A 17,392-nucleotide genomic window follows, 5' to 3' on the forward strand; every position below is an offset into this window, starting at 1 on the left:
TCTAGTCCAATGATGATTTCTGATTATTTTGTTGGTGTCGTAATTCTTGCGATCGCTTTCATCATGGGATTTCTTACGATAAATTATTTAAAGGCTATAAGTGACACACCTTGCCACATTATCAAGATAAGTAACGTTGATTGTTTCGGCCATGCACTTTTGCCCATGATTGTAGGTGCAGTCAATCACATCGCACTGGGAAACTTCACCGACTTCTATCTCGACTTGCTTGACTTTTTCTGGCTCTTGTGTATAAGTGTAGCACTCGGCTAACTTATTTTCAAAAGTAACTTTGATTGCGCCTGCATCACATTGCTGTTCTAAATTGTAAGTGCAATTAATCGCGTCACATTGACAAACAAACCCTAAATCCATATAACTCCCCTCTCTGACTAGCGGTCTTTTTTAACTGTTCGCCGTTGAATTTCAGGAATTTTATCACAGGGAATTAGACGTTATTCGTAACAATGGTGTCAAAAGTGATGCTTTCTATGAGTCATTGGCAAAACTAACTTGGTTGCCCAATGACAAAGCTCAACCCCCGATTCTAGCGTCTAGATTTTTTAACAATAGAGACAAAAATCTTTAAGACAACATTTTATAAGTCAAATCTATAATAAATATTTCTTAAATCAATTTAAGTCATTTATTTTAGCTATTCTTCGAGAAAATTTTAGTCAAAGATGGCAAAAGAAGAATCAGTTTTTCAGCACAATCAGATTAAGAATATCTATTTTCTCTAGCATCAGTTTTGCAAAAATATAAGCCATGAGAATAGTGATTATTAAAAATTAATATACACAATCGTTACTCAATCTAAATGGTCATTTTTCTGCATACTCTAAAAAAACAGTTGTTATAGATATTTAAAAATTAAAATTATTGATTTTTATCATGTATTTATTGTCAAATATAATAACAAACCTCCCTATAATATGAATACAGATTAGTTGAATCATGTTGATAGCTCAGGTTTAAATCAATTCTTTAAATAGATGGTTATAGAAGAGAAAATCAACAAATATAATCAACTTTTAATTAAAGTGTGGTGTAAGGAGAAATCGTGAATAAATTGCAACTCGTTTCTATCAGCGAAAGAATTGTCTTATCCTTTTTGGCAGCTACGTTAGGTTGGGTAACTGAGGATGCGATCGCCTCGGAAGTCATTCCTCAATCTAAACAATCGATGGCTCAAATTACCTCAGTTTCAGAACTGCGAGACGTATCGCCCAATGACTGGGCCTATGAATCGTTAAGAAATCTGGTTGAGCGTTATGGCTGTATTGTTGGTTATCCCGATCGCACCTACCGAGGTACACGAGCTTTAAGCCGTTGGGAATTCGCAGCAGGGTTAAATGCGTGTCTTAATACAATGGAACGATTGATCCAAGAAGGCGTATCTATTTTACGAGAAGATATCGACAAACTGAAACGTTTAGCCCAAGAATTTGAAACAGAACTTGCCGTTTTAGGGACGCGAGTCGATAATTTAGAAAATCGTGTTGCTTTTTTAGAAGATCACCAATTTTCCACGACGACTAAACTCAGTGGAGAAGTTATCTTTTCAATAGCAGGAGCAACGGGCGGCGAACCCGATACAGACGATGCCCAGATTGTTTTTAATAATCGAGTGCGGCTCAATTTTACAACTAGCTTCACTGGACAAGATGCACTAATTACAGGTTTACAAGCTTATAATTTCAACTCTCGTACTGGCGGTGGTTCTAGTATTGGTGAGGTGCTATTTCCTAACGATAGTTCAATCCTGAGCGATCCGATGACAAAACTCAGTTATGAGCCGCAATTTCCTGGGTTTAATCCTCAGACCTTATCTCAAGGATGTGGTAATAATAGTGTTTGTCTGTATAAATTGCTCTATCTCTTTCCAGTCGTTAATAACCTCAAGGTATTTATCGCTCCCTTGGCAGAAACAACCGATGCTTTTCCCACGATCGTACCTTTTGCCAGTGAAGGACAAGGGGCTGTTTCTCGTTTTGCTTCGGTTAACCCAGTACTCAGAGTCTCTGGGGGAACTTCTCAAACAGGTCTAGCAACGGCGGCGGGTTTTATTTTCACCCCCGATCCCAAAGTTGACTTTCGCGCCCTCTATGCTTCTGTCAATGCTGCATTACCTGACAATGAAGGTTTTCCTGGAACGCCTTTAGGTGCAGGTTTATTCAATGGGAGTTATGTAGCTGCGACACAGTTAACCTTAAAACCGACTAGCACCCTAGATATTGGTTTGAATTACTCTTTTAGCTATCACCAGATTAATATTCTGGCTACAAATTTAGCGGGATCTTCTACTGGAGTATTGGGCGGTTTGCCCCTGACGACTCCCGTTAACATTCATGCGGTTGGTGCTACATTAACTTGGCGTTTTAGTTCTTTTGCCCACTTCACGACTTACGGATCTTACTTTTTTGTTGATCAAGCAGGTTCTGGAGGATCAGCATATACCCAACTCTCTAGTTGGATGGCGGGCCTATATTTTCCCGATGCTCTGAAAAAAGGCAATACAGCAGGTTTATTATTCGGACAACCGCAATATCGCACGACAGCAGGTAACGGGGCAACACGTCGAACGGCTAATATTGATTCTCTCGCTACTCCTTATCAAATCGAGGCTTACTACAATTTCAAGGTGACTGATAATATTAGTGTTACACCTGGTGGCTTTGTGATTTTTAACCCAGAAGGTGATTCTGAAAATTCAACCACTGGAGTAGGAGTCTTGAGAACAACTTTTACTTTTTAGGAGACTTGCTCAATTTAGAGGTTTGATTTAAAAGCCATCCCCTGATTTTTGATCATATGTTGCTTTCTTTTTTCAATCTGATCGAACTAAATTTTTCCGATTTGTTCGACCAAAGAACGCGAAATAAAGGGCAAGATGGCTTTATTTTGACTATTGGCTTTTCCTTCAGTCAAAACCACTAAAAGATAGGGAGACTGTTCAGGAATTTCAATATAAGCCGCATCATGACGTACTTGGCTCGTCCATCCTGCTTTTGACCAAAGTTGCGCGTTTTCGGGTAATCCATCGCCTAAAAAGCCAGTGACTTGATTTTCATCATTTGTGTTACTGGCTAAAACATCTGGTGCTAAACTACGCTTTAAGAATGACATCATTTGTTGCGATCGTACTGAAGAAACGGCAATCCCCCCGACAATGGTATGAATTAAGCGAGCTACGGCATTTGAGGTTAACATATTGCGTTGCTCTAATAATTCCCCTAAAAACATCCTTTCGCGTCCGTATGGCCCGTCTCCCCACGTTTTTTGATTGACATTAATTGCCTCTAATTCTGACCAACCTAAAGATTTGTAATAACGGTTGACAATATCGCGCTGATATGACCACGTCTCGAAAGGGCCAGGGGGTAATTCTGGCCCGCTAGTGGTTCCGCTTAAAACATCGACAATTAAACTGGTGGCATCATTACTAGAATCGACAATCATATCCCGCATCGCCCGCAATAATTCGGGGGTTTCGGGAACCATCGCACTTTCTAACCATTCTTGAATCGCAACCAGATAAAATAATTTGACCAAACTAGCGGGATAAATTCGCTCATCCCCTCGGTGACTAAACCCTCTAACTCCATATTTCCAAAATTCCTCAGATGAAATGGCACCACCTGTATTAACAATGACAGGAGCATCATACACAACCCAAGTTAAAGCAATTTGTTGCGGATTTAATGTAGGGAATTCTTGCCAAGTTGCCTCTAGAATACGGGTTCCGATTTGGGTGAGTTGATCGTCTGAGCGAAAAAAGGGCATGATAAATTGAAAAAGAATGGCTTACCTCAAAATTATATGGTCTTACTGAACCAAATCCCTCCATCGGCTAACGGTGAGTATTGTTGTCTACGTGATTTAGATTTATATAATTCTTCTGAATGTAAAGAGTTAGCCACGCAAGCATCCAAAGGACGACATCTTAAGATTTTAAGCGAAACGGCTCTAAACGCAGTAAAAGTACAGTTATGTGAAGATGGCTATCTCGCTTGGTTATCCTCAGAAGACATTGACGCATTAGAGCCCGCTACTACAGTGTATCAAGCGATCGCTCTTTCTCGTCCTGAAATTGAAACTCGTCTTGCGGATGTCATTGCCTTTACTAAAACCGCGTTACAGACACCTAATTATTATCTTTGGGGAGGAACGCTTGGGCCAAACTATGATTGTTCGGGACTAATGCAAACCGCTTTTGCTAACTCTAGTATTTGGTTACCGAGAGACTCTTATCAACAAGAAGCATTCACCCAAAGAATATCGAGAAATGAACTTAAAGTAGGTGATTTAATTTTTTTTGGCTTAGAACGAGTCAATCATGTTGCTCTCTATTTAGGAGATGACCGCTATATCCACAGTTCAGGAACAGAAATGGGACGCAATGGAATCGGAATCGATACACTTTCTGATATCACAAGTGACACCGTTAGTCAAGCTTATTATCGTAAATTACGCAGTTTTGGGCGAGTGATGACGAGTTTTGCCTAGATTATCGATTGCGATTGACTGGCTGCTGTACAGTTGTTTGGGTTCCCGTTGTTGGCTTTTTCGGGTCTTCTTTCTTCTCGTATCTTGGCCCCGCTTTAAAATAGGTTTCTAGCACATCTAGAACAATTGGCCCAGCAGTAGAACCTCCACCACCGCCAGAGTGTTCTACAAACGCTAAGACAACGATTTCGGGTTTATCAAACGGTGCGTACCCACCAAACCAAGTATGAGACTTACCTGGGGGGGCTTCTGCGGTACCACTTTTTCCGCCAATGTGGGGTAAATAAGGAACATCCAGCCGTCTAGCAGTCCCTTCTGCAACAACCGCCCGCAAACCTGCTCGTATCGTTTTCAAAGTTTCTGGTTTAAGATTGAGTGGAGTTCGCCATTTTTGAACATCACCGCTATCTTTAATTAAATGGGGTTTGACTAAATAACCACCATTGGCTATGGCAGAAAACATTCTTGCCACTTGTAGCGGTGTAGCAAGCGTAAAACCTTGCCCGATAGACATATTCACCGTGTCGCCGTCTGTCCAATCCCAGTTAAAATTCTTGCGCTTCCACTCCGCATCAACAATTAATCCGGGGGTTTCTTCGGCTAGTTCAATTCCTGTTCGACTGCCAAAACCGTATTTACGCGCCCATTTAATTAAAGCAGGGCCCCCGACACCTCGACCGATTTGACCATGAAAAGTATTACTACTCATGGCTAAAGCTCTAACATAACCAACCGTGCCAAAACCAGCATGATTCCATTCACCAAATCTAGTCCCACCGACATTCAAATAAGCCGCAGTATGTAACATTGTTTTTGGTGGAAATTTACCCGACTCTAAACCTGCTGTATCTGTGACCACTTTAAACGTAGAAGCAGGGGGAAAAGCTTGTAAAGAACGGTTAATAAAAGGGTTGCCTTCTCCTTGTAATTCGCGCCAAATTTTAGGAGTAATCGGTGTAGAAAAGACATTGGGGTCAAAACTCGGATAACTCACCATCGCTAACACTTCTCCCGTATTGGGGTTCATAGCAACCACCGCCCCTTTACGTTTTCCTAGCGATTCTTCAGCCGTTTTTTGCAATTCTAAATCGAGGGATAAAGTAACATCATTTCCTGGTTTAGCGACTTTTTGCCCCAGAATTTTCATGACTTTCCCTTGTCCGTTCACTTCTAGCTGAATACCACCCCATTCTCCTCTTAGTTGTTTTTCATAGGCATCTTCTACACCCATTTTTCCCGCGACATCCCCTAAACGATAGCCGAATGGTTTACGTTCTTTTAATTCTTCGGCGTTGAGTTCTCCCGTATATCCTAAAACGTGGGCCCCATTTTTACCGTTAGGATAGTGTCGCAAGGTTTCGATATCGACTTCAATTCCGTTAATTTGATCTCGATATTCTTCTAAAGCGGTAATTTGTGCGGGTGTTAAACTTCGGGCAATGCGAACGAGGGTAGAACCATTATCGTCGGTTTGTTCGATGCGTTTTTGAATTTCAGCCGCAGGAACCCCTAAAATATCAGAAAGACGTTTCAGGTTTTCGGGCCAGTCTGCTTGATGTTGAACTCTTGGCCATAAATATAGCGCATGAGTCAAACGGGCGGTTGCTAAAACTTTTCCATTGCGGTCAAAAAGATTGCCTCTGACAGGTTGTTTGGGTAAAATACGAACACGATTATTTTCTGCTCTTTCTCGATTCAAATTTCCTTCATAGAGTTGAAGATAGGCTAGACGACTGCCCACGCCACCCAATAAGACTAAACTGACCAATGACATGATTAAGACAGACTGGCGATTTTGTCCGATGGTACGCTCATTCTGTTTTTGTTTTTCTCCCGATACGATGGGACGTACCTGAATTTTGGGGTATCTGTTTTTGCTTTTACTTTTTGGTAGGATTCCAGTGTATCGCATGAATTTCGCACAGGATGAGAAAAGGTCAGTATGAAAGAGCTTTGCCTCTTTTAGTAGTATAGGTATGATTAAAGGAAATTGACACTATTTAATTCAGTTGATTTTATGTCTTTAACTGAAAGATTTCTCAGACAAATTCCAGAGCAAACATTATTACATCTACGAGAGGCTGACCGACGTTGGTCATCATTACGCAATGAAGATGATTCGACACGGGTTTCTGTTCCCTCGGTTGTTGCTTTAAATAACAATTCTCTTGATGAAATTAATTACGATGTCATCATTTGTGGTGGAACACTCGGAATATTACTGGGTGCTGCTTTACAGCGTCAAGGATGGCGAGTTTGTCTGATAGAACGAGGTATCTTGAAAGGTCGTGTACAAGAATGGAATATTTCACGCCAAGAATTAAGCATTTTTTTAGATTTGGAGTTATTATCAGAGACAGAATTAGAACAAGCGATCGCTACTCAATATAACCCCGCAAAAGTTCGTTTTCATCAAGGTTATGAGCTTTCGGTGACGGATGTCCTTAATATTGGTGTTGACCCCGTATTTTTACTTAATACACTTAAACAGAAGTTTCTTGCTTCAGGTGGCGCGTTATTTGAGCAAACACCGTTTACCTCAGCTATGGTTCATCCAGACGGAGTTACCCTAAATGCGGGAAATCAAACATTAACCACTCGTTTATTAATTGATGCGATGGGTCATTTTTCTCCCATTACTCAAAGCGCGAGAAACGGTCAAAAACCTGATGGCGTTTGTTTAGTGGTGGGTAGTTGTGCTGAAGGTTATCCCGTCAATGAAACAGGAGATTTAATCGCTACTTTTACACCCATTCTCAATCAATGTCAGTATTTTTGGGAAGCATTTCCCGCAAGAGATGGCCGAACGACTTATTTATTTACCTATCTCGATCCCCATCGGGGGCGTTTTAGTTTAGAGTTTTTCATGGAGGAATATCTCAGATTATTACCTGAATATCAACAAATTGAGCTAGAACAATTAAACTTTAAACGTTTTTTATTTGGCTTTTTCCCCTCTTTCCGTCAAAGTCCTTTAAAAATGCCTTGGTCACGCATTCTTGCCGTCGGTGATAGTAGTGGAAGTCAGTCCCCTGTAAGTTTTGGTGGGTTTGGGGCAATGGTTCGCCATTTAAGTCGATTAACGTTCGCTATTGATGAGTCCCTAAAAATTGATAGTTTAGATGAGAAATCTTTGGCTACATTACAACCCTATCAACCTAATCTATCGGTTACTTGGCTGTTTCAACGAACAATGATGGTAAAGATGAATCAAAAATATAAGCCCAATCAAATTAATGATTTAATGAGTGGCGTTTTTCAAGTCATGGATAAGCTCGGCGATGATGTGCTAAAACCCTTTCTACAAGATGTTGTGCAATTTTCGGCTTTGTCTAAAACTCTACCGTTAGTCAATCCAACTCTTGTTTTACCCATGCTTCCTGAAGTGGGTTTAATGCCTTTTGCTGATTGGTTGCTGCATTATTTTAATTTAGGACTCTACACGGGTTTATATCCTGCTGCTCATTCTTTTAAAGGCTTAGAAAATCAACTTTCACCCCAACAGAAATATTATTATCATCGATGGTTAGACCGATTAAAATACGGTTCAGGTAACGATTATCACTCACTGTAAAATTTTAAAATAGACCCCTTCTAAGAAGTCTATTAAATCAAAAAACCTAATTTCTAATATTCGTCTTGGAATTTCTCTAGAATATCCATTAAGCTGACTTGGCATTTCATCGGTAATAAATCAGCTAAAGGAACTTCGGTTTTTCCCCCACCTAAAGGGACTTTAATTTCTTTGAGAACTTTAAGCACAGAGTCTTCTGTTATCGCTTTGTCCTCAATCAATGGAAAAACTTTCTGCGCTACGGTTGTATGCAGATGAGCATCATTGAGATGTAAATGCCATTTTGCTACATCGATATACACATTTTCGCCGATTTCGGCAGCTAATGATTCAATGACTGGGGTTAGATTCGCCATAATGTTTAGTTGGTTTTTACTGAATAATCGGCAATTGCTGTAATGTAAATCAAATGAGCTAATAAAATTATTGCCCACACTCCAGAGAACCCAGTTAGCCAACTCCAATCAATATACTTGATGATATGGAAAAACCATAAACCAGAATTAATGGCTGCAAAAATAGCAACATGAACCGCGAAATTCATGCGATCGTCTAGTTTACGATAGGCGGGATCATTGCGATCGGGTTTTCTTGGCCAACGAGGAGGCATAATTTCAAACTGAACAAATACTGTTATTTCTATTTTAATTCTTCTAAGGAAAAATCACCTGATTTTCCTCCTGTTTTACTGATCAGGCGGATTTTTTCAATTTGCATTGATTTTTCTAAGGCTTTGGCCATATCATACAAAGTCAATGCTGCAACCGAAACCGCCGTTAGGGCTTCCATTTCTACACCTGTTTCGGCTTTCGTCACCACAGTAGCGCGAATTTGATAGCCAGGTAATTCAGCATCTGGAATTATCTTAACTTCTACTTTGCTCAAGGGTAGGGGATGACAGAGGGGAATTAAGTTAGACGTTTGTTTAGCTGCCATAATGCCCGCTATTTTCGCCGTTCCTAAAACATCGCCTTTAGGTGCGTTCCCTGCTTCAATGGCTGTAAATGTGGCTAAGGTCATTCTAACTTGTCCTGCTGCGATCGCTTCTCGTCTCGTCTGTGCTTTGCCTGAAACGTCTACCATTTGGGCTTCCCCTTCATTATTTAAATGAGACAGAGACGAATTCAAAGTATCCTCTTGCATTTTATTCCAAGTCCATGTTATATTTAATTACTGTTGGCAAAACAGGGGCTTGTAGCTTAGTGGATAGAGTGCATGGCTACGGACCATGAGGTCGGGGGTTCGAATCCCTCCAAGCCCGTTAATTAGAATATCATACCGAATTGTCTAGCCTTTCAAACAAGGCCGCTAGAATGGTGTTAGAAAATAGAAAGCCTCTGGATCGCTTAGTTTAATGCTTGAACCTGAATCATCAATCCATCTCTTAGCGTAATATTTTTGCAATGTCTCTAGAATCTGATCTTGAACGGTTTCGCCAAACTGTTCTTTAATCTTAGATAAACTGATGCCCTCTTTTAAACGTAATCCTAACATCAGTGTTTCTAATAAAATATCGGTGTTTGAACTTTGAGGGTAATCAATTTTGCCGTTGTTTTCTTTTAACTGTTGTACCCAGGGAAAATATTCTTTACGGTTGCGAGGACGAGTAAAACGCTGACGATAGGTATAACTCGCTGCGCCCATGCCAAAACCATAATACGCCCGATTTTCCCAATAAACTCGATTATGTCGGCATTGATAGCCGTTGAGCGCATAATTAGATATCTCATAATGTTCATATCCTGCTGAGGTGAGTTTACTTTGGGCTAAACGATACATTTGGGCGGTTGTTTCATCGGTTGGTAAAGGTTTTTCTCCCCCTTCGTAAAGTTTTCCAAAAGCGGTAACAGGTTCTAAGACTAAATCGTAACAAGAAAGATGGTTTGGTGAAATTTGAATCGCTTGTGATAAAGAATCATCCCAGTTTTCTATAGTTTGATTAGGTAAACCCGATATTAGGTCTAAACTAAAATTAGGGACATTGGCTTGCTGGAGTGAATCAATTGCAGTAAAAATATCAGATACAGAATGCGATCGTCCACATAGCTTTAATAATTCATCTTGGAACGCTTGTACTCCTAGACTAACTCGATTAATGCCCGCTTGCTGATAACCTTGGAGTTGTTGTAAGGTAAAAGTCCCTGGATCGATTTCCATCGAAATTTCTGCATCTTTAACGATCTCAAATTGCTGATCTAAAGTGTATAAAATTAAATCTAAAGATTGAGTCGGTAATAGAGAAGGAGTTCCCCCACCAAAAAAAATTGTTTCTAAAGGATATCCTAAAGAGGGTGTCGCTAAAATTTCTTGGCAAAGTACCTCGACATATTCCTTAATTGCTAGGGAGGTTTCAATATTAGTTTGTCCTAAAACTGAAATTGGAAAATCGCAGTAATAGCAGCGACGACGACAAAAGGGAATATGCAAATAAGCAGAACGCGGTTGATCGAGATGAGAATCACTCTTAAAACAACTTAACATTAATAATTTTCCAGTTCTTCCGTCAAATGTTCTATTTTTAAGATTTTTCTAATAAGTTACTGTTTAATTTTATATACAATTGAAGAGAAATCTATCTTAATAAATCCCTAGGAAGCAAGAGATATAATAGATCAATCTGGTTCATACTCATTATTCAAAGGGCAATTTTTGTCCTAAGACATCCCCATCTATTACGAGGGATAAACAATTATGTTAGATGCAATTATTATTTTATTATTCGTGTTTGCCATTGGTGGAGTCGGTTTCAGTAGTGTCGATCTACTTCCGTTGATGGTTCGAGATCAGATTACTAATATTGAAGCCCTACGCTGGCTATCGGCGGGTTTTGCTTCGATCATTGGTTTAGCCTTGGGTTTAGTCGCCCAAACCAGTTATCGTCGGGTAGAAGCCCAAATTCGACGCACTCCGATTGAAGTTTTGTTAACACGTGCGATCGGGTTAGTGATCGGCTTATTGATTGCTAATTTAATTTTAGCACCGATCTTTTTTCTACCGATCCCCAAAGAATTTTCCTTCATTAAACCGATGATAGCGATTTTGGGTAGTGTGATGTTTTCTTATTTGGGTGTTACTCTAGCTGATACTCATGGTCGTACTTTTTTGCGTCTGATTAATCCCAATAGTATTGAAACCATGTTAGTCGCAGAAGGAACCCTACAACCTGTCTCGACTAAGATTATTGATACCAGTTGTATTATTGATGGACGAATTGAACAACTGTTAGACACAGGTTTTATTGAAGGACAAATTCTGGTTCCTCAGTTTGTGCTACAAGAGTTACAACAGTTAGCAGATGGCAGTAATGATCAAAAACGGGTTAGAGGAAGACGGGGTTTAGATATCCTTAATCGTATCCAAGAAACGATGAGCGATCGTATTGTGATTCATTCGGCTGATTACGAAGATATTGCTACAGTAGATGCCAAGTTAGTTCATCTAGCGCAAGAAATCAACGGAATCTTATTGACGAATGATTACAACCTCAGCAAAGTGGCTAATCTACAAAAAGTAAGCATTCTTAATGTAAATGATTTAGCCCAAGCCTTGCGCCCGATTTATCTTCCTGGTGATACTTTAGATCTCAAAATTCTTAAACAGGGCAAAGAACCCACACAAGGGGTAGGTTATCTAGAAGATGGCACAATGGTCGTAGTTGAAGAAGGAAAAGATTATGTAGGGGAAGAGGTACGAGTAATTGTTACTTCTGCTTTACAAACGTCAGCTGGACGTATGATCTTCGCTAAACCTCAAACCTCGGTGATAGCATCGTAAAACTAATCTACATAGAAATAATAGAGACGCGACAACTTAATCGCGTCTTTGTTTATATTTTAGAAAAAGGCATCTAAATCAATGGCTTTAGAACCGCCTTTTTGTAGTTGTTCTAATAATTTACCCAATTGTGTCCATACTAAAGCACCGATAAAAATCGTCATTGGCAGTGCGATCGCATAAGATACCCAGCTATTCATCAAAAAGATTTCGACACCAGAAGCCAGGAAAACACAAATCCCGACGCAAATTCCCAAAAAAGGTAACTGTAGGGTAGAACTATCTAAAAGATTGGCGGGTTTTGAGGAAGATTTATACCATGTGTTGACAATTTGTTTTAGAGTAGCTTCAAAAGCAACCCCACAAGTTATTCCAGTAAAAAAACCCACGAACATTAAAAAGTATGGCGGTTCAGGAAGATAATACATATCAGGTTATGAAATAAAACGTTACAAAGCATCATAAGCTTAATCGGACGACTTAGGAACCAGTGCGGCAACTGCTGGCGTAGCTAAATCACGAAAGGTACTCCATGCAACATCAAATAAACGTTGCGGTTTGAGTTCGTCTTGTACTAATGCCCAGATTCGTTGAACTTCTTCAGTATGCAAGCGATCGTCTTCGGTTAAGGCGAGAAGTAGCTGACGACGTAGATAACTGCCTTCATCGGATAATAAATATTTGACACCAAGTTGTGCAGTGGGTAGAATATCAAACCGTCCATCGGTTCTGGCAATTTCGATTAAATTCTCTAAGCGTTGCCATTGGAATTTTCCATCTTTGAATAGGATATCAAGTAATCTTCGTCTGAGTTGGGGGGATTCACCTGTTAGTAAGCGTTTAGCCACATAGGGATAGGCAACTTCTACTATTTTAAAATTCGGGTCTAAACTCAGTGCTAATCCTTCTTGAGTAACCAATGAACGGATGATTAAAGCAAATTTAGAAGGTAAACGGAATGGATACTCATACATCAACTCGGAAAATTCATCGGTGATCGTTTGAAAGTTAAAATCTGCGACACTTTGACCAAGGGCGTTACCCAAAACTTTTTCTAATGCGGGAATAATCGGCTCAATGTCAGTATCAGGGGTCAAAAATCCAAGCTTGACAAAATCTTCAACTAATGCTTCATAATCTTTATTAATCAGTTGTACGAGGGAACTGGCGATCGTTTCTTTGGTGATTTCTTCGAGTTGATCCATCATGCCAAAATCGATGTAAGCCATTCGACCATCATAGGTAGCGAATAGGTTGCCGGGGTGGGGATCGGCATGAAAGAAACCATGCTCTAAAAGTTGACGTAAGCCTGATGTTACACCAATTTTAATAATATCGTTGGGATCAATCCCTGCCGCCTTAATCTGATCAATATCGTTGAGTTTATAGCCGTTGATCCATTCTAAAGTTAAAACCCGATTGCTACTATAGAGCCAGTAAATTTTCGGTACTTTGACATCGGGATCACCCTCAAAGTTAGCCGCGAATTTTTCGGCGTTTTTCCCTTCATTACAATAGTCGATTTCTTCAAAAAGCTTATTACCAAATTCATCAATAACTAGGGTTAAGTTATGACCTAAATTGAGGGGTAGCCAGTCACCAAACCATTGAGCGCAAAGACGCATCAAGTACAGATCTAACATTAATACGGGTCGCAAGTTGGGCCGTTGTACTTTGACGGCAACCTCTTCTCCAGTGAATAAAATCGCCCGATAGACTTGTCCTAAACTAGCTGCGGCTACTGGGTTGGGGGAAATTTCTTTGTATATCTTATTAACAGGGTACCCCAGATCCTGTTCAATAAAGCCAAAAGCCGTCTCATTGTCAAACGGAGGGAGTTGATCTTGTAGCTTGATCAGTTCATCTAAAAAGTCTTTGCGAATGAGATCAGGGCGGGTTGAGAGAGCTTGACCTACTTTAATAAAGGTTGGGCCCAAGCGAGTTAATAGGGTTCGTAACTCACTAGCTCGTTTGTACTTATTTTTTTCTTCCTGATGAGTCCAGCGATCAAATTGTAGATGCCCAATAAATAGGCTAAATGACCAAATAATTGTCAACGAACGCCAGAACACTAACCAGGGGCGATAGCGATAGTAACGGGCGATCGCTGTAGCACTATAGCGTTGTAGTTCTCCTTCTTCGGGTGTTGGTTGCTGACTCACAAACTATTCTTTAGCCTCGTGTCTATTCGTCTTGGAGTTTAACAATACTTCATAACTCCAGTATACAAAACTACAAATTTTTTAACGTAAATTTTTCTAATTAGTTTAACTTCAGTTAATGGGTATAGATGAACAATATACCCAAAACTTTATATTTTCTTTAGATTTTAGCCTGCAATAATTTGATGTAAATCTTTGGGATCGAGATGAGAATAGATGACTTCTCCATCGCGGAACCAGACAACTCGTTTCGTTTTGGTGGCAACATCTGACTCATGAGTGACGATAACGACGGTAATACCACTGTCATTGAGTTCTTGGAAAATATTAATGACTTCTTGAGTGGTACGGGAGTCTAACGCGCCAGTCGGTTCATCGGCTAGAATCAAAACAGGTTGATTGACAATAGCACGTGCGATCGCTACCCGTTGTTGTTGTCCCCCTGAGAGTTGGTTGGGTTTATTGTGCAATCTATTTTCTAAACCGACTTTAATTAACGCTTCTGTGGCTCTTTCTTTGCGTTCTTTGGATGGTACACCTGCATATACCATCGTCAGCATGACATTATCTAAGGCACTCAACGCGGGGAGTAAATGAAACTGTTGAAAAACAAAACCTATTTTGCGGTTGCGAGTTTCTGCTAGTTGAGAACTGGGTAATTGTGCGACATCCAAATTTTCTAAATAATAGCTTCCTGAAGACGGACGATCCAAACAGCCAATAATATTCATCGCTGTCGATTTTCCCGATCCTGAAGCCCCCATAATAGAACAGTATTCCCCTTTTTCGATGGTTAAATTGACCTCATTTAAAGCGTGTACGGCTGTATCACCGCTTCCATAAACTTTAGAGACGTTTTCTAGCCGAATAATGATGGGCTGATATTGAGGTGGGTTATCTTGAGGAGAAGAATTAGGGGAAAATAGTTCTGATGCCATAAAATAGAAAATGCTTTGCTTTTGTTTTGTTTCGGTCTTATTACTGTTTTCCCGCTACGACCTACTATTATAAATTTTTTCGTGATCAACTGCATGAGTAAATTTTATTCTGAATTAAATCCCACGCTACAAAATTTCATTCAAGAACAAAAAATCTTTTTTACTGCCACCGCACCGCAACAAGGAAGAATTAATCTTTCACCGAAAGGAATGGATAGCTTTAAATGTATCGATCCTCTAACGGTTGCATATTTAGATTTAACGGGTAGTGGCAATGAAACCGCCGCCCATTTAGCTGAAAATGAGCGAATCACTTTGATGTTTTGTAGCTTTACCGAAGACCCTTTAATCTTACGTTTGTATGGCAAAGGACAATCAATTAAACCTCGTCATCAAAATTGGGAATCTTTAGCACTGCTTTTTCCGTCTATGGCAGGGACGAGACAAATTATTTTAGTCAAAATTGAATCGGTACAAACATCCTGTGGTTATGGTGTACCGCTTTATGAGTTTCAACAAGAACGGACTAATTTAGTTAAATGGGCTAAACAAAAAGGAGACAAAGCAATTTATGATTACTGGCAATTAAAAAATCAAAAAAGTATTGATGGTTTGCCGACTTATTTACTCGAAAAAAAAGATGAGGAAATTTTTTAGATTATTTATTTTAGTATTAATTATCATTAGTTTTCAGCCAATGGTAACTCTTTTGGCACAATCACCCCAACCTTTATATTTAGCTTATCCTCCGAATAATCATCAAACAGTAGCAGAAAAAATCTTTTTTATTGGTTCAGCGTCTCCCACGAATCAAGTGACGATTAATCATCAGCCTATTCAACGCAGTAAAACAGGAAACTTTGCACCGAGTTTTCCTTTAAAAATGGGTGAAAATAAATTTACCATTCGTGCTAAAGATCAAACCATTCAACGTCTGATTACTCGACTTCCAAATCAACCACAAATACCCAAAGGTGCCAAGTTTGCCGTTAATTCTCTTACACCCAGTCAAAATATTACTCGCACTTCAGGGGATAAGGTTTGTTTTAGTGCGATCGCTGTTAAAAATGCTCAAATTTCTGTCAAGATTGCTAATCAAAATATTACCCTAAAATCTCAAGTTCTCACCCCACAACTTCCACCTAATTCAGCCGTTCTCACCGCGACTAATCAGTCCCAATTACCACAAGGAATTACACTATATCAAGGATGTACAAGTTTTGCTAATCTTGGAAATTTAGGTAAGCCGATTTATACAATTACAGTTAATGATCAAACCGCGAGTCAAACAGGTTCAGGAGAGATTAATATTATCGATCCATCACAAGTTACTGTAGTAGAAATTATCTCAGATACAGGCGTTACTCGAACAGGCCCCAGTACAGATTATTCAAGGCTTACACCTTTACCAAAAGGAACAAAAGTAAGTGTTACTGGAACCGAGGGAGACTGGCTAAGATTAGATTATGGGGCATGGATTTTAGCTCAAGAAACACAATTAATACCCGATGCTATTCTTACTACATCAATGGTTAGAGGAATTTCATCACAGAATACAGAAAACGCCACAGAAATTATTTTTCCTTTAGAAAATCCTGTACCGATTGAAATTAAACAAGAAGATAATAGATTGATTTTATCGTTACACAATACGGTCGCGCAAACCGATACGATTTATATTGTCGAAAATCCTTTAATTAGACGTTTAGACTGGCAACAAGTTAACCCTAAAAAAGTTGACTATACATTTAACTTATATTCGGCTCAACAATGGGGCTATGATGTGAGATATGAGGGAACCAGTTTAATTTTCTCTCTGCGACATCCTCCACAATTCCAAAATAAGCTAACTCGAAATTTAGAGGGAATCAGTATTTTATTAGATCCAGGGCATGGGGGCAAAGAGACAGGTGCAGCAGGCCCGACAGGATATACTGAAAAAGAAGTGAATTTAGTCGTTTCTCAATTAATTAAAGAAGAATTAATTAAACGTGGTGCAACAGTTTATATGACTAGAGAAACGGATCAAGATTTATCTTTAAATGAGCGAGTGGTGATGATTAATAAAATTAAGCCAACTCTAGCAATATCAGTTCATTATAACGCTTTACCCGATGGTGGAGATGCGATCAATACTGATGGAATTGGTGCTTTTTGGTATCATCCACAAGCACATAATTTAGCCGCTTTTCTCCATAATTATTTGACGAAAACATTAAAGCGTCCGTCTTATGGAGTGTATTGGAATAATCTTGCTTTAACACGTCCACATACTGCCCCTTCTATTCTATTAGAATTAGGTTTTATGATTAATCCAACTGAATTTGAATGGATTATTGATCCTCAAGAACAAGTAAAATTAGCAAGTGCGATCGCAGATGGGATTACCGAATGGCTACACAAACCACAAACCTAATCGATTAGGATAGAAATAG

At 39.5% G+C, this 17,392-nt stretch carries 16 protein-coding genes and 1 tRNA gene; 7 read left to right on the forward strand and 10 right to left on the reverse strand.

Features of this window, described 5'->3' with window-relative positions; translation table 11 throughout:
* Nucleotides 1-87 precede the first annotated feature (87 nt).
* On the reverse strand, nt 88-375 hold the full coding sequence (locus tag CFPU101_RS07555; RefSeq protein WP_206814816.1) for a DUF1540 domain-containing protein: 288 nt from the start codon (nt 373-375) through the stop codon (nt 88-90).
* An 811-nt stretch (nt 376-1,186) separates the two neighbouring features.
* Here CFPU101_RS07555 and CFPU101_RS07560 point away from each other — a divergent pair.
* Complete coding sequence (locus CFPU101_RS07560; protein ID WP_374191938.1) at nt 1,187-2,758, forward strand: iron uptake porin; 1,572 nt, start codon at nt 1,187-1,189, stop codon at nt 2,756-2,758.
* An 86-nt stretch (nt 2,759-2,844) separates the two neighbouring features.
* Here the strand turns inward: CFPU101_RS07560 and CFPU101_RS07565 are convergent, their stop codons facing one another.
* Complete coding sequence (locus CFPU101_RS07565; protein ID WP_206814719.1) at nt 2,845-3,786, reverse strand: serine hydrolase; 942 nt, start codon at nt 3,784-3,786, stop codon at nt 2,845-2,847.
* Between the two features lie 36 nt (nt 3,787-3,822).
* Between CFPU101_RS07565 and CFPU101_RS07570 the strand changes: the two genes are divergently transcribed.
* Nucleotides 3,823-4,509: a C40 family peptidase gene (locus CFPU101_RS07570; protein ID WP_206814720.1), complete on the forward strand. Its 687-nt coding sequence runs from the start codon at nt 3,823-3,825 to the stop codon at nt 4,507-4,509.
* A gap of 1 nt (nt 4,510) precedes the next feature.
* Here the strand turns inward: CFPU101_RS07570 and mrdA are convergent, their stop codons facing one another.
* Complete coding sequence (mrdA, locus tag CFPU101_RS07575; RefSeq protein WP_206814721.1) at nt 4,511-6,421, reverse strand: penicillin-binding protein 2; 1,911 nt, start codon at nt 6,419-6,421, stop codon at nt 4,511-4,513.
* A gap of 105 nt (nt 6,422-6,526) precedes the next feature.
* On the opposite strand from mrdA, the gene CFPU101_RS07580 reads away from it, so the two are divergent.
* Entirely contained in the window at nt 6,527-8,083 is a 1,557-nt protein-coding gene (locus tag CFPU101_RS07580) for an NAD(P)/FAD-dependent oxidoreductase (RefSeq protein ID WP_206814722.1), read from the forward strand.
* A gap of 53 nt (nt 8,084-8,136) precedes the next feature.
* On the opposite strand, the gene CFPU101_RS07585 is transcribed toward CFPU101_RS07580, so the two are convergent.
* The 3 genes from CFPU101_RS07585 to moaC are packed head-to-tail and all read right to left on the reverse strand — an operon-like array spanning nt 8,137 to nt 9,226.
* Nucleotides 8,137-8,439 (reverse strand): DUF3181 family protein, encoded by a 303-nt coding sequence (locus CFPU101_RS07585; RefSeq protein WP_206814723.1) that lies wholly within the window; start codon nt 8,437-8,439, stop codon nt 8,137-8,139.
* Between the two features lie 5 nt (nt 8,440-8,444).
* Nucleotides 8,445-8,693, reverse strand: coding sequence for a 2TM domain-containing protein (locus CFPU101_RS07590; protein ID WP_206814724.1), 249 nt, complete (start codon nt 8,691-8,693; stop codon nt 8,445-8,447).
* A 29-nt stretch (nt 8,694-8,722) separates the two neighbouring features.
* Nucleotides 8,723-9,226, reverse strand: a complete 504-nt coding sequence (moaC, locus tag CFPU101_RS07595) for a cyclic pyranopterin monophosphate synthase MoaC (protein ID WP_206814725.1) — start codon at nt 9,224-9,226, stop codon at nt 8,723-8,725.
* A gap of 45 nt (nt 9,227-9,271) precedes the next feature.
* On the opposite strand from moaC, the gene CFPU101_RS07600 reads away from it, so the two are divergent.
* Nucleotides 9,272-9,344: transfer RNA gene (locus CFPU101_RS07600), tRNA-Arg, on the forward strand.
* A 47-nt stretch (nt 9,345-9,391) separates the two neighbouring features.
* Here CFPU101_RS07600 and hemW read toward each other — a convergent pair.
* Nucleotides 9,392-10,564: a radical SAM family heme chaperone HemW gene (gene hemW, locus CFPU101_RS07605; protein ID WP_374191937.1), complete on the reverse strand. Its 1,173-nt coding sequence runs from the start codon at nt 10,562-10,564 to the stop codon at nt 9,392-9,394.
* Between the two features lie 210 nt (nt 10,565-10,774).
* Between hemW and CFPU101_RS07610 the strand changes: the two genes are divergently transcribed.
* A complete protein-coding gene (locus CFPU101_RS07610; RefSeq protein WP_206814726.1) occupies nt 10,775-11,857 on the forward strand; it encodes a PIN/TRAM domain-containing protein in 1,083 nt (360 codons plus the stop codon).
* Nucleotides 11,858-11,916: 59 nt separating this feature from the next.
* On the opposite strand, the gene CFPU101_RS07615 is transcribed toward CFPU101_RS07610, so the two are convergent.
* From CFPU101_RS07615 to CFPU101_RS07625, 3 genes are all read right to left on the reverse strand, one after another.
* On the reverse strand, nt 11,917-12,285 hold the full coding sequence (locus tag CFPU101_RS07615; RefSeq protein WP_206814727.1) for a hypothetical protein: 369 nt from the start codon (nt 12,283-12,285) through the stop codon (nt 11,917-11,919).
* Nucleotides 12,286-12,324: 39 nt separating this feature from the next.
* Complete coding sequence (locus CFPU101_RS07620) at nt 12,325-14,019, reverse strand: AarF/ABC1/UbiB kinase family protein (protein ID WP_206814728.1); 1,695 nt, start codon at nt 14,017-14,019, stop codon at nt 12,325-12,327.
* Between the two features lie 167 nt (nt 14,020-14,186).
* Nucleotides 14,187-14,957: an ABC transporter ATP-binding protein gene (locus CFPU101_RS07625; protein ID WP_206814729.1), complete on the reverse strand. Its 771-nt coding sequence runs from the start codon at nt 14,955-14,957 to the stop codon at nt 14,187-14,189.
* 93 nt (nt 14,958-15,050) lie between these two features.
* Here CFPU101_RS07625 and CFPU101_RS07630 point away from each other — a divergent pair, with 93 nt between their 5' ends.
* Nucleotides 15,051-15,614: a pyridoxamine 5'-phosphate oxidase family protein gene (locus CFPU101_RS07630; RefSeq protein ID WP_206814730.1), complete on the forward strand. Its 564-nt coding sequence runs from the start codon at nt 15,051-15,053 to the stop codon at nt 15,612-15,614.
* 40 nt (nt 15,615-15,654) lie between these two features.
* Nucleotides 15,655-17,373, forward strand: a complete 1,719-nt coding sequence (locus tag CFPU101_RS07635) for an N-acetylmuramoyl-L-alanine amidase (protein ID WP_242577812.1) — start codon at nt 15,655-15,657, stop codon at nt 17,371-17,373.
* Nucleotides 17,374-17,392: the final 19 nt, after the last annotated feature.

Source organism: Chroococcus sp. FPU101 (assembly GCF_017312365.1).
In the GTDB taxonomy this organism is placed as follows: domain Bacteria; phylum Cyanobacteriota; class Cyanobacteriia; order Cyanobacteriales; family Microcystaceae; genus Chroococcus.